This window comes from bacterium, assembly GCA_030704665.1.
Lineage (GTDB): Bacteria > Patescibacteriota > Microgenomatia > Woykebacterales > RBG-16-39-9b > JAUYID01.
Genome location: JAUYID010000009.1, coordinates 877,147 through 888,706, shown reverse-complemented (window position 1 = coordinate 888,706; position 11,560 = coordinate 877,147). Strand labels below are relative to the sequence as shown.

General features: G+C 43.2%; 22 protein-coding genes and 1 pseudogene. All 23 read left to right on the top strand.

The annotated features are described in order from the left end of the window. Positions 1 to 4 precede the first annotated feature (4 nt). The 23 genes and pseudogenes from rpsJ (at position 5) to map (ending at position 11,536) form a co-directional block, all read left to right on the top strand. Positions 5 to 313, top strand: a complete 309-nt coding sequence (gene rpsJ, locus Q8P13_05255) for a 30S ribosomal protein S10 (GenBank protein ID MDP2671833.1) — start codon at positions 5 to 7, stop codon at positions 311 to 313. 69 nt (positions 314 to 382) lie between these two features. After that, positions 383 to 1,003 (top strand): annotated as a pseudogene (rplC, locus tag Q8P13_05250) (50S ribosomal protein L3). Positions 1,004 to 1,157: 154 nt separating this feature from the next. Then, entirely contained in the window at positions 1,158 to 1,844 is a 687-nt protein-coding gene (gene rplD / locus Q8P13_05245) for a 50S ribosomal protein L4 (GenBank protein MDP2671832.1), read from the top strand. After that, complete coding sequence (locus Q8P13_05240; GenBank protein ID MDP2671831.1) at positions 1,834 to 2,130, top strand: 50S ribosomal protein L23; 297 nt, start codon at positions 1,834 to 1,836, stop codon at positions 2,128 to 2,130. Before rplD ends, Q8P13_05240 begins: the two co-directional genes overlap by 11 nt. A gap of 1 nt (position 2,131) precedes the next feature. Then, entirely contained in the window at positions 2,132 to 2,959 is an 828-nt protein-coding gene (rplB, locus tag Q8P13_05235; GenBank protein MDP2671830.1) for a 50S ribosomal protein L2, read from the top strand. 1 nt (position 2,960) lies between these two features. Then, positions 2,961 to 3,245, top strand: coding sequence for a 30S ribosomal protein S19 (gene rpsS / locus Q8P13_05230; GenBank protein MDP2671829.1), 285 nt, complete (start codon positions 2,961 to 2,963; stop codon positions 3,243 to 3,245). Positions 3,246 to 3,257: 12 nt separating this feature from the next. Then, positions 3,258 to 3,590, top strand: a complete 333-nt coding sequence (gene rplV / locus Q8P13_05225) for a 50S ribosomal protein L22 (GenBank protein ID MDP2671828.1) — start codon at positions 3,258 to 3,260, stop codon at positions 3,588 to 3,590. A 43-nt stretch (positions 3,591 to 3,633) separates the two neighbouring features. Beyond that, the gene (rpsC, locus tag Q8P13_05220; GenBank protein ID MDP2671827.1) at positions 3,634 to 4,272 is read left to right on the top strand and encodes a 30S ribosomal protein S3; all 639 of its coding nucleotides are present in this window, start codon (positions 3,634 to 3,636) and stop codon (positions 4,270 to 4,272) included. 1 nt (position 4,273) lies between these two features. Continuing rightward, the gene (gene rplP / locus Q8P13_05215) at positions 4,274 to 4,687 is read left to right on the top strand and encodes a 50S ribosomal protein L16 (GenBank protein MDP2671826.1); all 414 of its coding nucleotides are present in this window, start codon (positions 4,274 to 4,276) and stop codon (positions 4,685 to 4,687) included. Between the two features lie 2 nt (positions 4,688 to 4,689). Next, the gene (rpmC, locus tag Q8P13_05210; protein MDP2671825.1) at positions 4,690 to 4,884 is read left to right on the top strand and encodes a 50S ribosomal protein L29; all 195 of its coding nucleotides are present in this window, start codon (positions 4,690 to 4,692) and stop codon (positions 4,882 to 4,884) included. Continuing rightward, positions 4,881 to 5,129 (top strand): 30S ribosomal protein S17, encoded by a 249-nt coding sequence (gene rpsQ / locus Q8P13_05205; protein MDP2671824.1) that lies wholly within the window; start codon positions 4,881 to 4,883, stop codon positions 5,127 to 5,129. Before rpmC ends, rpsQ begins: the two co-directional genes overlap by 4 nt. Further along, the gene (rplN, locus tag Q8P13_05200) at positions 5,126 to 5,494 is read left to right on the top strand and encodes a 50S ribosomal protein L14 (protein ID MDP2671823.1); all 369 of its coding nucleotides are present in this window, start codon (positions 5,126 to 5,128) and stop codon (positions 5,492 to 5,494) included. The genes rpsQ and rplN overlap by 4 nt, the downstream gene beginning before the upstream one ends. Positions 5,495 to 5,600: 106 nt before the next feature. Continuing rightward, positions 5,601 to 5,906, top strand: a complete 306-nt coding sequence (rplX, locus tag Q8P13_05195; protein ID MDP2671822.1) for a 50S ribosomal protein L24 — start codon at positions 5,601 to 5,603, stop codon at positions 5,904 to 5,906. Between the two features lie 4 nt (positions 5,907 to 5,910). Next, positions 5,911 to 6,450: a 50S ribosomal protein L5 gene (rplE, locus tag Q8P13_05190; GenBank protein ID MDP2671821.1), complete on the top strand. Its 540-nt coding sequence runs from the start codon at positions 5,911 to 5,913 to the stop codon at positions 6,448 to 6,450. An 83-nt stretch (positions 6,451 to 6,533) separates the two neighbouring features. Further along, the gene (locus Q8P13_05185; protein ID MDP2671820.1) at positions 6,534 to 6,719 is read left to right on the top strand and encodes a type Z 30S ribosomal protein S14; all 186 of its coding nucleotides are present in this window, start codon (positions 6,534 to 6,536) and stop codon (positions 6,717 to 6,719) included. 4 nt (positions 6,720 to 6,723) lie between these two features. After that, a complete protein-coding gene (rpsH, locus tag Q8P13_05180; GenBank protein MDP2671819.1) occupies positions 6,724 to 7,116 on the top strand; it encodes a 30S ribosomal protein S8 in 393 nt (130 codons plus the stop codon). Continuing rightward, on the top strand, positions 7,117 to 7,665 hold the full coding sequence (gene rplF / locus Q8P13_05175; GenBank protein ID MDP2671818.1) for a 50S ribosomal protein L6: 549 nt from the start codon (positions 7,117 to 7,119) through the stop codon (positions 7,663 to 7,665). Between the two features lie 2 nt (positions 7,666 to 7,667). Continuing rightward, entirely contained in the window at positions 7,668 to 8,018 is a 351-nt protein-coding gene (gene rplR / locus Q8P13_05170) for a 50S ribosomal protein L18 (protein ID MDP2671817.1), read from the top strand. Beyond that, on the top strand, positions 8,018 to 8,572 hold the full coding sequence (rpsE, locus tag Q8P13_05165; protein ID MDP2671816.1) for a 30S ribosomal protein S5: 555 nt from the start codon (positions 8,018 to 8,020) through the stop codon (positions 8,570 to 8,572). Before rplR ends, rpsE begins: the two co-directional genes overlap by 1 nt. After that, the gene (rplO, locus tag Q8P13_05160; protein MDP2671815.1) at positions 8,569 to 9,000 is read left to right on the top strand and encodes a 50S ribosomal protein L15; all 432 of its coding nucleotides are present in this window, start codon (positions 8,569 to 8,571) and stop codon (positions 8,998 to 9,000) included. Before rpsE ends, rplO begins: the two co-directional genes overlap by 4 nt. Beyond that, positions 8,993 to 10,279, top strand: coding sequence for a preprotein translocase subunit SecY (gene secY / locus Q8P13_05155; protein ID MDP2671814.1), 1,287 nt, complete (start codon positions 8,993 to 8,995; stop codon positions 10,277 to 10,279). The genes rplO and secY overlap by 8 nt, the downstream gene beginning before the upstream one ends. Beyond that, complete coding sequence (locus Q8P13_05150; protein ID MDP2671813.1) at positions 10,279 to 10,812, top strand: nucleoside monophosphate kinase; 534 nt, start codon at positions 10,279 to 10,281, stop codon at positions 10,810 to 10,812. Before secY ends, Q8P13_05150 begins: the two co-directional genes overlap by 1 nt. Next, positions 10,793 to 11,536, top strand: a complete 744-nt coding sequence (gene map, locus Q8P13_05145) for a type I methionyl aminopeptidase (GenBank protein ID MDP2671812.1) — start codon at positions 10,793 to 10,795, stop codon at positions 11,534 to 11,536. Before Q8P13_05150 ends, map begins: the two co-directional genes overlap by 20 nt. Positions 11,537 to 11,560: the final 24 nt, after the last annotated feature.

Here is an 11,560-nt window from a genome sequence, read left to right as displayed (position 1 = left end):
TTATATGCCAAAAGGTCGTATTCGAGTACGTTTAAAGTCTTATGATAGCCGGGTCATTGATGACTCAGCTGAAGAAATATTAGATACAGCGATTCGCACAGGAGCGAAAGTAGCTGGCCCAGTTCCCTTACCAACGGACAGGGAGCGGTTCATAGTTACTACCTCTCCTCACGTGGACAAGGATGCTCGAGAACAATTCGAGATACGGACCCACAAACGCTTGATCGATATTATCGAGCCTACGCCAAAAACATTGGACGCGCTCATGCACCTAGAACTACCCGCCGGGGTAGACATCGAAATTAAGATGTAACAACTTGGTTGGTGTATAAGTGAAAAGGGCCGATGAGGCCTTTTTCGTTTGGAAAAATTGTTAAGAATTATGTTGAAAGCATTGCTAGGAAAAAAATCAAAGATGGACCGGGCTTTTGATAGCCATGGTCGGGCAGTGCCGGTGACCAAAATAGTAGTTGAGCCAAACTATTTAGTCGGTCTACGAAGCAAAGAAACAGATGGTTATAAGGCAGCTCAAATTGGTTCTGGTGAAAAAAAACACCTTACCAAGGCTCTGGCCGGGCACTTTAAAAAAGCAGGGATAGAAAAGAATCTTTCAAGGCTAGCAGAAGTGGCCTTTGAGGGGGATTTAAGCCTTGGCCAAGAGATCCATTTGGAAGAAGTTTTTCGCAAAGGCTCTTTGGTTGACGTGACTGGAACCTCAAAAGGTAAAGGGTTTGCTGGTGGAGTGAAAAGACACGGATTTCACGGGGGGCCAAAGACTCATGGTCAGTCAGATCGTCATCGGGCACCAGGTTCTATTGGTTCCGGTACGACGCCAGGTAGAGTTTTCAAAGGAACCAAGATGGCCGGTCACATGGGTCATGAAAGGGTGACGGTTCAAGGTTTACAAATACTTGAGGTAGACAAAGACAACAACCTACTTTTGGTGAAAGGTTCCGTTCCCGGCCCGGTTGGAAGTCAGCTAATTATCAAAAAATCCATCAAGAAGCCAAAAGCTTATCATGAACCAGAAATTCCGGCCGTGCCCAACTTGGGTGGGGAAAAGGAATCTGAGGAAAACAAAGAAGAAGTTTCTCCAGGACAGGAAGTAAAAACACCAGAAGTAACAACTGAAACAAGTCCAGTAAGTGAGGAAAACAATGCCAACTAAAACAATCAAGAAAGAAGTAAAAAAAGAAAAAACCCCTTCTCACAATCCTCTTTTGGTGAGCGTTTTTGATATTAAGGGTGAGAAGATTGAGGATATGGAGTTACCAAAGGCTATTTTCGGGGAGAAATTAAACAAAGCCTTACTCAGTCAAGCCGTGCGTGTTTTTCTCGCCAACCAAAGGGGTTTGGGAGCGGAAACCAAAACTAGAGCTGAGGTTGCTGGTGGTGGGGCCAAGCCTTGGCGTCAAAAAGGAACTGGACGAGCTCGAGCTGGTTCAATTCGTTCACCGCTTTGGCGGGGAGGTGGTATCACCCACGGGCCGCACAAGCGAGATTTTAGTTTGGACCTACCAAAGAAAATGAAACAAGCAGCGCTTCGTAACGCTTTGTCAGCCAAAGCAGCTGCCAAGGAAGTCACTGTTTTAAATAAGCTTGAATTGAAAGAACAAAAGACCAAATTGGCTGCCGAAGTCATCAAGAAGCTAGCTTTAAAAGAGAAAGTCTTTGTTGTAGTCGAAGAAACGAAAGCTTTGAAGAAAGCCTTCAAGAATTTACCGGAAGTTGAGTTAGTAGACTTTAAAAATTTAAACACTTACGAAGTTTTGAATCACAAAAACCTAATCTTTACAAAAAATGCCTTATTGGAGATGGAGAAGTTTTACAACCATGGGAATTAATGACGTTATTATCAGGCCGGTGATTTCAGAGAAAAGCCTGACTCAGGCTCAACTAGGGGAATACACTTTTGAAGTGGGCCTTGCGGCCAGTAAAGGGGAGATCAAAAACGCCTTCAAAAAAGCCTTCGATGTTGATGTCGTTACCGTTCGTACTATTACAACCAAAGGAAAAACTTCGAGAGTTTGGGGTCGACGGGAACGAGCGGTACAAAGCCCGGTCAAGAAAGCAGTTGTTATTTTGAAAAAAGGTCAAAAATTAGATTCGTTTGAGGTAAAGGCAAGCTAAAATGGCTATAAAAAGAGTCGTTGGGGGTAATTCTTCTCAACGCTTTATGACAAAAGTTGAAGATGAAACTACAAAGAAGAAGCCTTTGAAGTCTCTGACCACTATTCTGCGCAAGACCGGTGGTCGTGACAACAAGGGACACATCTCCACACGCCATATCGGGGGAAGACACAAAAGATTTCTTCGAGTCGTTGATTTTAAAAGGGATAAATTCAATATTCCTGCCAAAGTTGTTTCCCTGGAATATGATCCCAACCGCAGCAGCTTGATTGCTCAGTTAAACTATGTTGATGGGGAAAAAAGATATATTTTGGCTCCAGAGGGTTTAGAAGTTGGTGACAAAGTTGTTTCAGGAGAGAAGGTGGACGTTCGAGTTGGCAACAGTATGCCTTTGAAATCAGTTCCTTTGGGAACAGTTGTTCATGGTATTGAATTGATTCCGGGAAGAGGAGCACAAATTGTTCGCAGCGCTGGCTCAAGCGCAGTTTTAATGGCCAAAGAGGCCCCCTATGCCAACCTGAAATTACCTTCTGGAGAGGTACGCAAGATCCTTCTTACCTGTATGGCTACGGTTGGAGTTTTAGGTAGAGCTGACTGGAAAAACATGACTTTTGGAAAAGCAGGACGAAAGCGCCATTTAGGAATTCGTCCGACTGTTCGAGGAGTTGCTATGTCACCAAGGGACCATCCGCACGGTGGTGGTGAAGGTAGAAGTGGAATTGGTATGAGCTCCCCTAAAACCCCTTGGGGCAAACCAACCCTAGGTAAGAAAACAAGAAAAAAGAATAAACAGTCAAATAAATTTATTGTAGAAAGAAGGAAACGCTAAAATGAGTCGATCTTTATCCAAAGGTCCTTACATTGACAAAAAACTGCAAAAGAAAATTGTGAAAGCCAAGGAGGCCGGCGACAGAAGCCCAATAAAAACTTGGGCACGTGCCAGCAGTATTTCGCCCGAGATGGTTGGGCTCACTCTTAGTATTCACAACGGCAAAAACTTTATCTCCGTTTTTATCAGCGAGCCGATGGTGGGACACAAACTTGGAGAGTTCGCCCCAACCAGAACGTTTCGATCTCATGGGCGAGTGGTTGAAAGGACCAGTTCACCAACCTAGCAGTTAAAAAATATGTTGGTTACAGCAGAAGCAAACAATTTAAGAATTTCTCCCCGCAAAGTTCGTCTTGTGGCAGAGAGCTTGAAAGGGAAAAAGGCACTTGAAGCAATCAATTATCTTCGTTTTCTCGAAAAGAGTTCAGCTTCACCCTTGCTGAAAGTGCTTAAATCTGCTGTCAGCAACGCAAGCAAAAACAACAAACTTGATGAGGAGAAAATGTTTATCAAAACTATTGAAACTATGGAAGGGCCAAAATTGAAACGATTTCGCCCCCGAAGCCGGGGAATGGCTCACAAGATTATCAAACGAACTAGCCACGTTCGTGTGACATTGGAGGCTAAGTAACATATGAGTAAATATTTTCTAATTGAGAAGGAGATTTGTTGAAATGGGACAAAAAGTAAACCCAACCGCTTTTAGACTGCCGATCAATAAAGACTGGAATTCTCGTTGGATTACAACCGGTACCCGCTACAAGAATCTGCTCCAGGATGATCTAAAAATCCGAGAGTTGATTACTAAAAAACTGCGCCCAGCAGGGATTAGTAGAGTTTTAATCGAACGCTCTTTGAACAAACTAGACGTTACCGTTTTTGTTTCACGACCAGGTATGGTGATTGGAAGAAGCGGGCAGGGCGTCGAAGAACTAAAGAGGCAGCTCGAGGCTCTGATTGATCAAAAAGTTACCTTAAATGTCGAGGAAATAAAAAGACCAGATTTGGATGCTTTTCTGGTGGGTAGAAGTATCGCTGATCAAATTGAAAAGAGAATGCACCCGAAGAGAGTCATCGCCAACGCTGCTGAAAGAGTTATGCGTTCAGGAGCCAAAGGGGTCAAGATTTTGGTTAGTGGCAGGCTGGGCGGAGCGGAAATTGCGCGCAGAGAAAAGATCGCAATTGGCAGCATTCCTTTGCACACATTGAGAGCCAATATTAATTTTGCGACGGTTCCAGCCAAGACTGCTACGGCGGGAGTGGTCGGAGTCAAAGTTTGGATTTATCGGGAAAAAGAGGAAAAGGAAGGCTAATATGCTACAACCCAAAAGAGTGAAATATCGAAGAGGTTTCCGAGGTAATATGGGTGGAGTAGCGACCCGAGGTTCGAGTTTAGAGTTTGGTGACTACGGTTTGAAGGCACAGGAGAGTGGTTGGGTGAGTGCTCGTCAGATTGAAGCCGCTCGTCGAGCTATGACTCACTACACAAAAAGAGGGGGAAGGATCTGGATCAGAGTTTTCCCTGATAAACCGGTCACCAAGAAGCCACCTGAAACACGGATGGGTAGTGGCAAAGGTGCGGTCGATCGCTATGTTGCTGTGGTCAAACCTGGACTTATCCTTTTCGAGATGGGTGGGGTCAGCGAGGAAGTTGCCGCCGAAGCAATGAGGTTGGCGGCCAGAAAGCTTCCTCTAGGAGTGAAATTTATAACAAAGCACTTGATTTAAAAATGAACAAAACTAAATTTACGGAAAAAAATCTAAAAGAATTGAAGGTTTTGGCAGACGAAAGTAAAAAAACTTTAGTCAACCTGGGGGTTCAAAAACAACAAAGAAAGCTCAAGAATATTCATGAGCTCAGAGAAAAGAGAAAAGAGCTGGCCCGTATTTTAACTGCTGCCAGAGAAAAGGAAATCGCACAATGATTGGAAAAGTAGTCAGTACAAAAATGAAAAACACTGTCGTAGTTGAGGTTGAGCGTACTTTTGCCCACAGCGTTTATAAAAAACGTCTGAAGAGAACCTCAAGGTTTCACGTTCACGATGAGTTGGGGGTAAAACAAGGAGATACAGTGCGTTTCGAAGCAACCAAACCAATTTCGAAATTAAAGTACCACAGAGTAATTGAAGTCCTTAGTGAGGGACAAGCAAAAGAGGTAGAAAAGAAATGATTCAGAACCGCAGTATATTAAAAGTTGCCGACAATTCTGGCGCAAAGAGTTTGATGGTGATCGGCATACCCGCACGGTCAAGGCAACGCTTTGCCCGCATTGGGGATGTGGTAACCTGCGTGGTGAAAAAAGCAGATCCAAACGGAACGGTAAAAGATTCTGAGATTGTCAGAGCGCTTTTGGTTCGATCAAAGAAAGAAAAAAGAAGAGCCGACGGTAGCCATGTTCGCTTTGATGAAAACGCGGCCGTAGTGATTGACAACGCGGGCAATCCAAAAGGGACTCGTATTTTTGGTCCCGTCGCTCGTGAAATTCGAGACAAAGGGTTTTTAAAAATAGTTTCTCTTGCCCCAGAGGTGGTTTGAGAATGAACTATATCGACCAGAAGGTTGTTTCGGAGAAGCAGGGTGCAATTTTACAGACAGTAAAAATTAATATGTTGGTCGATGCTTTCTTTCTAGGAGCCCGAAAATGAAAATTAAAAGAGGTGACAATGTAATAGTTACTTTGGGAAAAGATAAAGGCAAGACTGGTAAAGTCGAGAAAGTTTTTACCTCTGAAGCCAAAGTAGCTGTTGCCGGTATCAATATGTACAAAAAACATTTGAAATCAAGAAAAGGCGTTGCGCAGGCTGGAATAGTTGATATCATCAAACCCTTGGCAATAAGTAATGTAGCTTTGGTTTGCCCTAAGTGCAATTTGCCTACCAGAGTCAGTTTTGAAGTAAAGGGGAAAGAAAAATTGCGAATTTGCAAAAAATGTAAACAGAGTTTTTAAAAAAATGTTAAAAGAAATCTACGAAAAAGAAATAAAGGAAAAACTTACCAAACAGTTTGACTACAAAAACCCAATGAGTGTGCCCAAACTCTCAAAGGTGACAATTAATGTTGGATTTGGTAAAGTAGCTGCCGATCAAAAAGCAGTTGAGGCGATTCAAACTGATTTGGTGAAGATCACCGGACAAAAGCCTTCTTTAAGAGCTGCTCGAGCAGCGATCGCGTCATTCAAAATTCGTAAAGGGCAGCTGATTGGAGCAAAAGTCACCCTGCGGGGAAAAAGGATGTGGGACTTTGTTGAAAAAATGACACGGATTGTTTTGCCTCGAGTCCGTGACTTCCGTGGCATCGCGGCTAGCAGTTTTGATGAGAATGGGAACTATACTCTAGGGTTTAAGGAAAAGACAGTCTTTCCTGAGATTGAGTACACCAAAGGGGATAGCCAATCAGGAATGGAAATTACCCTGACGACAACGACAAAAAATAAAGAAGAAGCGATGAGTTTGTTGGAAAACCTAGGTTTTCCATTCAGAAAGGTAAGTTGATGATGAAAAATTATTCAGACCGAGAGGTTGTCGCTATAACTGCTAAATTTAATGAGGATAGGACGTAAGGATATTTAGAAATTATGGCAAGAACAGCAATGATCGTAAAATCAAAAAGAACGGCAAAGTTTACAACCCGGCAACACAATCGGTGCTTGGTCTGTGGACGTTCTCGAGCCTACATACGAAAATTTGGCCTTTGCCGGATTTGTTTTAGAAATTTAGCTCACCAGGGAAACTTACCAGGTGTGGTAAAGGCTAGTTGGTAAATTTATGAGCAGAGATATTATTGGAGATATGCTGACAGCGATCCGCAACGGGTATTCTGCCTCTAAAGAAGAGGTGGTGGTACCGCATTCAAAACTGCGCGAGGAAGTTGCCAAGAAATTGGTAGGGTTGGGGTATTTGACTGGGGTCCAGGTAAATAAGGAAGGTAAGTTTAAAGAACTCGATCTTCAACTTAAATACGAAGACGGAAAACCTGTTCTGACCAAAATCAGAAGAGTTTCAAGACCAGGTTTAAGAACCTATCGAGGCAAAAAAGAGATTAAAAAAGTTTTGAGTGGCCTGGGATTTTCTATCATGAGTACCCCAAAAGGTATTTTGTCTGGAGCGGAAGCGCGAAAGATGGGTATCGGGGGAGAAGTAATTTGTGAGGGTTGGTAAATGAGCAAAATTGGCAAACAACCAGTGGTAATACCTAGTGCAGTACAAATAAGCCTTGATCGAGGTGGTGTTAGTGTTGTGGGGCCAAAGGGAGAGCTTTGGCAGAAAGTTCCTTCTGAAGTCAAAGTCGAGGTTGAAACAGGTGCTGCCAAAGTAAGTGTTGGTAGTGAAGAGAAAAGAGTCAAAGCACTTCATGGTTTGATACGTAGCTTGATCGCCAATATGGTTCAAGGGGTTTCTGAGGGTTTTTCAAAGACACTCGAGCTTTCCGGAGTTGGCTTTCGGGCCACCTTGCAAGGAGAGAAATTAGTTCTTTCAGTTGGTTATTCCCACCAAGTTGAAATAGACCCACCGGAAGGGATCGTCTTTTTGGTCAAAGAAAACAAAATTACTGTATCAGGGATAGACAAGCAATTGGTTGGTGAGGTAGCCGCAAAAATCCGCAAAGTCCGGCCAGCAGAACCTTATAAAGGCAAGGGAATTAAATATGAGGGTGAGCAAATCCGTCGTAAGGCTGGTAAGGCCGGAAAAGTAGGAACTGGAGCCTAAAGATGAGAAGCAAAATTGTCAGAAAATTAAAGAGAAAGACAGCTATCAGGGCAAAGATTTCTGGAACCGCCCTGGTACCAAGGTTGAATGTTTTTCGTTCCAACACACATATTTACGCCTCGTTAATCGACGATACCGTTGGAAAAACACTACTTTCAGTTGGAGATAGGGTCTTAAAAGAAGGGAAAAACCAGAAAAAAACTGAAAAGGCCTTTGCTGCTGGAAAGCTTCTTGCTGAAAAAGCTTTGAAGGAAAAGATCAAAAAAGTAGTTTTTGATCGCTCGGGATATCTTTATCATGGTCGGGTAAAAGCTTTGGCAGAAGGAGCCCGTGAAGGAGGGCTTGAATTTTAATGATGTACGAACAAGGTGAGTTTAGCGAAAAAATAGTTCGAGTAAGCCGTGTTTCCAAAAAAACTAAAGGTGGAAACAAAATCGGCTTCTCCGTCCTAGTCGTGGTTGGTGACAACAAAGGTAGGGTTGGAGTTGGTTTGGGGAAAGCTCCTGAAGTCCAGGCAGCGATTAGAAAAGGCGTTGCTTACGCGAAAAAGCACTTGATTGAAGTGCCAATGGTGGACGGGACTATTCCTCATGAAGTTTATATAAAAACTGGAGCCGCCAAACTACTTCTCAAACCTGCTTACCCAGGCACCGGAGTAATCGCCGGCGGGGCTGCCCGCGCTGTACTGGAAGCAGCAGGTATTCATGATATCCTTTCCAAGGTCTTGGGTACTTCAAACAAAGCCTCCAATGTTTATGCAACACTCGAAGCATTGAAAAGTTTGCGAGCAGTACCACAAAAAGAAAAGAAAGAAGAAAAGAAAACAGAGGCGGCTACGGATGTTAGGGAAAAAGCTGTTGTTCTTGCTAAAAGAGAAAAGAAAACCAAGAAAGAGGCAAAAAAATGAAAATGCATGAACTGGGAAAAGTAGTTTCCAAAAGAGCCAAAAAAGTGGGTCGTGGAGAGTCCTCGGGAAAAGGAAAAACCTCTGGTCGAGGAATGAAAGGGCAAAAAGCCCGGGGCAAACTACCGCTAAGTTTTGAGGGTGGTCAATTGCCAATCATCAAACGTCTGCCTTTCCAACGTGGTGTCGGAAACAAAAGACCGGGGTCGAAACTTGCAGTTAGCCTTTCTTCTTTAGAAATATTCAACAGCGGAGACAGTGTTAATTTAGACTCTCTTGTTGAAAAAAAGATCATAAGCGCAAGCGATGCGACAAAAAAAATCAAGATTGTCGCCGGGAAAATCAGCAAAGCACTAAACATTCAGTTACCGACTACACAATCAGCCAAAAAGGAAATTGAGAAGTCCAAAGGGAAAGTAGAGCATGTTTAGACTGCTGACCGACATTTGGAAAACTCCCGACCTGCGGCAAAAGATACTTTTTACTCTTGGGATCATCGTCCTATTCCGCCTAGCAGCCCACGTTCCTATACCCGGTGTTGATCTTAATGCTTTGAGAAGCTTGGTGAGTGGAAATCAAATTTTACAGCTGCTGGATCTTTTCTCAGGGGGTACTTTGTTTAACTTTTCAATAATCGCCTTGGGATTGAATCCGTACATCAATGCTTCCATCATAATGCAGCTCTTGGGGGTAGTCGTTCCACAAATAGAAGCTTTACAAAAAGAAGGCGAGTACGGACGACAAAAAATCAATCAGTACACGCGCTACCTGACGGTGCCAATTGCTATTGTTCAATCCTACGGAGTGATAGTCTTTTTGCAAAGATCAGGTGGCGGAGTTTTGCTGAACTTAAATCTAATCGAACTGGTGACTATCATGGCGACTTTGGTTGCTGGGACAATCATGTTGATGTGGCTAGGAGAGCTAATAACCGAACAAGGTATTGGAAACGGTATCTCAATTTTAATTTTCGCTGGTATCGTTGGTCGGTTGCCAGTTACTCTGCTGCAAACCAAAGAGATTTTGACGCCGGACAACCTTCTTACCATTGGCTTGGTCGTAGCTTTGGGAATCATTTTAATTGTTGGGGTTATCATTGGTAATGAAGGACAGAGGCAAATCTTGATTCAATACGCCCGTCGTATTCGGGGGAACCGACTCTACGGAGGCCAGACTACTCACTTACCGATTCGTATTAACCAAGCTGGTGTCATCCCAATTATTTTTGCAGTTTCAATCATTTTGGTCCCAGGGATGTTGGGGACCTTTTTTGCTACTTCTCAAAACCACCAGGTCGCGAATATCGCAAAGTTTGTCAGAGACTTGTTCAACGATAGCAGCTATTTTTATAGTGGTATTTACTTTGTTTTGGTCTTAGCTTTTACTTACGTTTATACCTCGATTGTCTTTAATCCAGTCAAAGTTGCTGACGAAATCAAAAAATACGGTGGTTTTATACCTGGAATTCGTCCCGGAAAAGCAACTTCAGACTACCTAAACTTTATTGCTACCCGTCTGACTTTGGTTGGTGGTAGTTTTCTTGGTGTTGTGGCGGTAATGCCTTTTATTATTACCAATATCAGTCACGTAAGTACTCTTGCTTTTGGTGGAACGGGACTTTTAATTGTCATTTCTGTCATACTTGAAACTTCAAAACAACTTGAGTCGCAGTTGATCATGCGATCCTATGAAGGCTTTTTAAACAGATAATGAATATTTTTCTCTTTGGCGCTCAGGGAGCCGGAAAGAGTACAATCGGAAAATATTTGGCAGGAAAGTTAAAAGTACCTTTTATTGCGACTGGAGATATTTTTCGACAACTCCGAGAGGAAGATTCTGAAACAGGAAGGCGCGTTAAAAGTCTTTATGATCGGGGTGGGCTGTCTCCTGATGATTTAACTATGCAGATCGTTAACAAAAGAATAAATGAATCAGATACGGAAAAGGGTTTTATTCTCGACGGCGCGCCGAGAAACCTGGTTCAAGAAGGGCTGATGAGCAAGCAACCAGACCTGATCATCATGGTTAGCCTTTCTGAAACAGAAGCACTCAAGCGCATGTTGGATAGAGGTCGTGTTGATGATACTGAAGAGGGTATCAAAAAGAGGTTGGGTTGGTACAAAGAAAAAGTGACTCCAGTCATCGAACTTTACAAAAATCGCGGAGTGAAATTTTTTGAAGTAGACAACACTCCAGCAGAAGCAGAAGTAGAAAAGGTTTTGGATGGCTTATTTGAAAACTAAAGAAGAAATAAAAACTATGGCAGAGGCCGGTCGAATTGCCGCCAAAGCTTTAGGTGAAATAGAAAAGCACATTAAAAGTGGTGTGACGGGTCTCGCTCTTGACAAGACCGCTCAGGAAGTCATAAAAAAAGAAGGTGCAAAACCCTCTTTCATGACCGTTGAGGACTATCAGTATAGTATTTGTGTGACTGAAAACGAATTGGTAGTTCACGGAATTCCCACTGCGGTAGCTTTTAAAGAGGGAGACATAGTAGGAATTGATATTGGAGCACTTTACCAAGGGTTTCACTCCGACATGGCAGAGACCTTCGCAGTTGGGAGAGTTTCAGCAGAGGTCCAGAATTTCTTAAAGACAGGAAAGGAAGCTCTGAACAAGGCAATTGCCCAGGCAAAGGTTGGTAACAGAGTGGGGGACATCAGCTCAACCATCCAAACAACTGTTGAGAAAGCAGGGTATTCTGTAGTAAAAGAGCTGGTGGGTCATGGTGTTGGGACAGCCTTGCATGAAGATCCTTTGGTTCCAGGTATTGGAAAGAAGGAGACTGGACCGGTTCTGAAAGAAGGTATGGTGATTGCGATTGAGGTGATTTACAACCAAGGGAAGGGGCCGGTTGTTCTTTTAGAGGATGGCTGGACTATTGCAAGCCGTGACGGAAGTTTGTCGGGTCTTTTTGAAAGAACAGTCGCGATTACCAAAAAAGGACCTGTAGTGTTGACCCAGTAGGTAGTTTTCTGCTAAAATACTCAG

Excerpts from the sequence above, each read along its gene's own strand:
- rplE (MDP2671821.1), top strand. The coding sequence starts at position 5,911 with ATGTTAAAAGAAATCTACGAAAAAGAAATAAAGGAAAAACTTACCAAA.
- rpsE (MDP2671816.1), top strand. The coding sequence starts at position 8,018 with ATGATGTACGAACAAGGTGAGTTTAGCGAAAAAATAGTTCGAGTAAGC.
- Q8P13_05240 (MDP2671831.1), top strand. The coding sequence starts at position 1,834 with ATGGGAATTAATGACGTTATTATCAGGCCGGTGATTTCAGAGAAAAGC.
- rplO (MDP2671815.1), top strand. The coding sequence starts at position 8,569 with ATGAAAATGCATGAACTGGGAAAAGTAGTTTCCAAAAGAGCCAAAAAA.
- rplR (MDP2671817.1), top strand. The coding sequence starts at position 7,668 with ATGAGAAGCAAAATTGTCAGAAAATTAAAGAGAAAGACAGCTATCAGG.
- rpmC (MDP2671825.1), top strand. The coding sequence starts at position 4,690 with ATGAACAAAACTAAATTTACGGAAAAAAATCTAAAAGAATTGAAGGTT.
- secY (MDP2671814.1), top strand. The coding sequence starts at position 8,993 with ATGTTTAGACTGCTGACCGACATTTGGAAAACTCCCGACCTGCGGCAA.
- rplP (MDP2671826.1), top strand. The coding sequence starts at position 4,274 with ATGCTACAACCCAAAAGAGTGAAATATCGAAGAGGTTTCCGAGGTAAT.
- rpsH (MDP2671819.1), top strand. The coding sequence starts at position 6,724 with ATGAGCAGAGATATTATTGGAGATATGCTGACAGCGATCCGCAACGGG.
- rplN (MDP2671823.1), top strand. The coding sequence starts at position 5,126 with ATGATTCAGAACCGCAGTATATTAAAAGTTGCCGACAATTCTGGCGCA.
- Q8P13_05185 (MDP2671820.1), top strand. The coding sequence starts at position 6,534 with ATGGCAAGAACAGCAATGATCGTAAAATCAAAAAGAACGGCAAAGTTT.
- rplB (MDP2671830.1), top strand. The coding sequence starts at position 2,132 with ATGGCTATAAAAAGAGTCGTTGGGGGTAATTCTTCTCAACGCTTTATG.
- rpsJ (MDP2671833.1), top strand. The coding sequence starts at position 5 with ATGCCAAAAGGTCGTATTCGAGTACGTTTAAAGTCTTATGATAGCCGG.
- rpsQ (MDP2671824.1), top strand. The coding sequence starts at position 4,881 with ATGATTGGAAAAGTAGTCAGTACAAAAATGAAAAACACTGTCGTAGTT.
- rplV (MDP2671828.1), top strand. The coding sequence starts at position 3,258 with ATGTTGGTTACAGCAGAAGCAAACAATTTAAGAATTTCTCCCCGCAAA.
- rplD (MDP2671832.1), top strand. The coding sequence starts at position 1,158 with ATGCCAACTAAAACAATCAAGAAAGAAGTAAAAAAAGAAAAAACCCCT.
- rpsC (MDP2671827.1), top strand. The coding sequence starts at position 3,634 with ATGGGACAAAAAGTAAACCCAACCGCTTTTAGACTGCCGATCAATAAA.
- rpsS (MDP2671829.1), top strand. The coding sequence starts at position 2,961 with ATGAGTCGATCTTTATCCAAAGGTCCTTACATTGACAAAAAACTGCAA.
- map (MDP2671812.1), top strand. The coding sequence starts at position 10,793 with ATGGCTTATTTGAAAACTAAAGAAGAAATAAAAACTATGGCAGAGGCC.
- Q8P13_05150 (MDP2671813.1), top strand. The coding sequence starts at position 10,279 with ATGAATATTTTTCTCTTTGGCGCTCAGGGAGCCGGAAAGAGTACAATC.
- rplF (MDP2671818.1), top strand. The coding sequence starts at position 7,117 with ATGAGCAAAATTGGCAAACAACCAGTGGTAATACCTAGTGCAGTACAA.
- rplX (MDP2671822.1), top strand. The coding sequence starts at position 5,601 with ATGAAAATTAAAAGAGGTGACAATGTAATAGTTACTTTGGGAAAAGAT.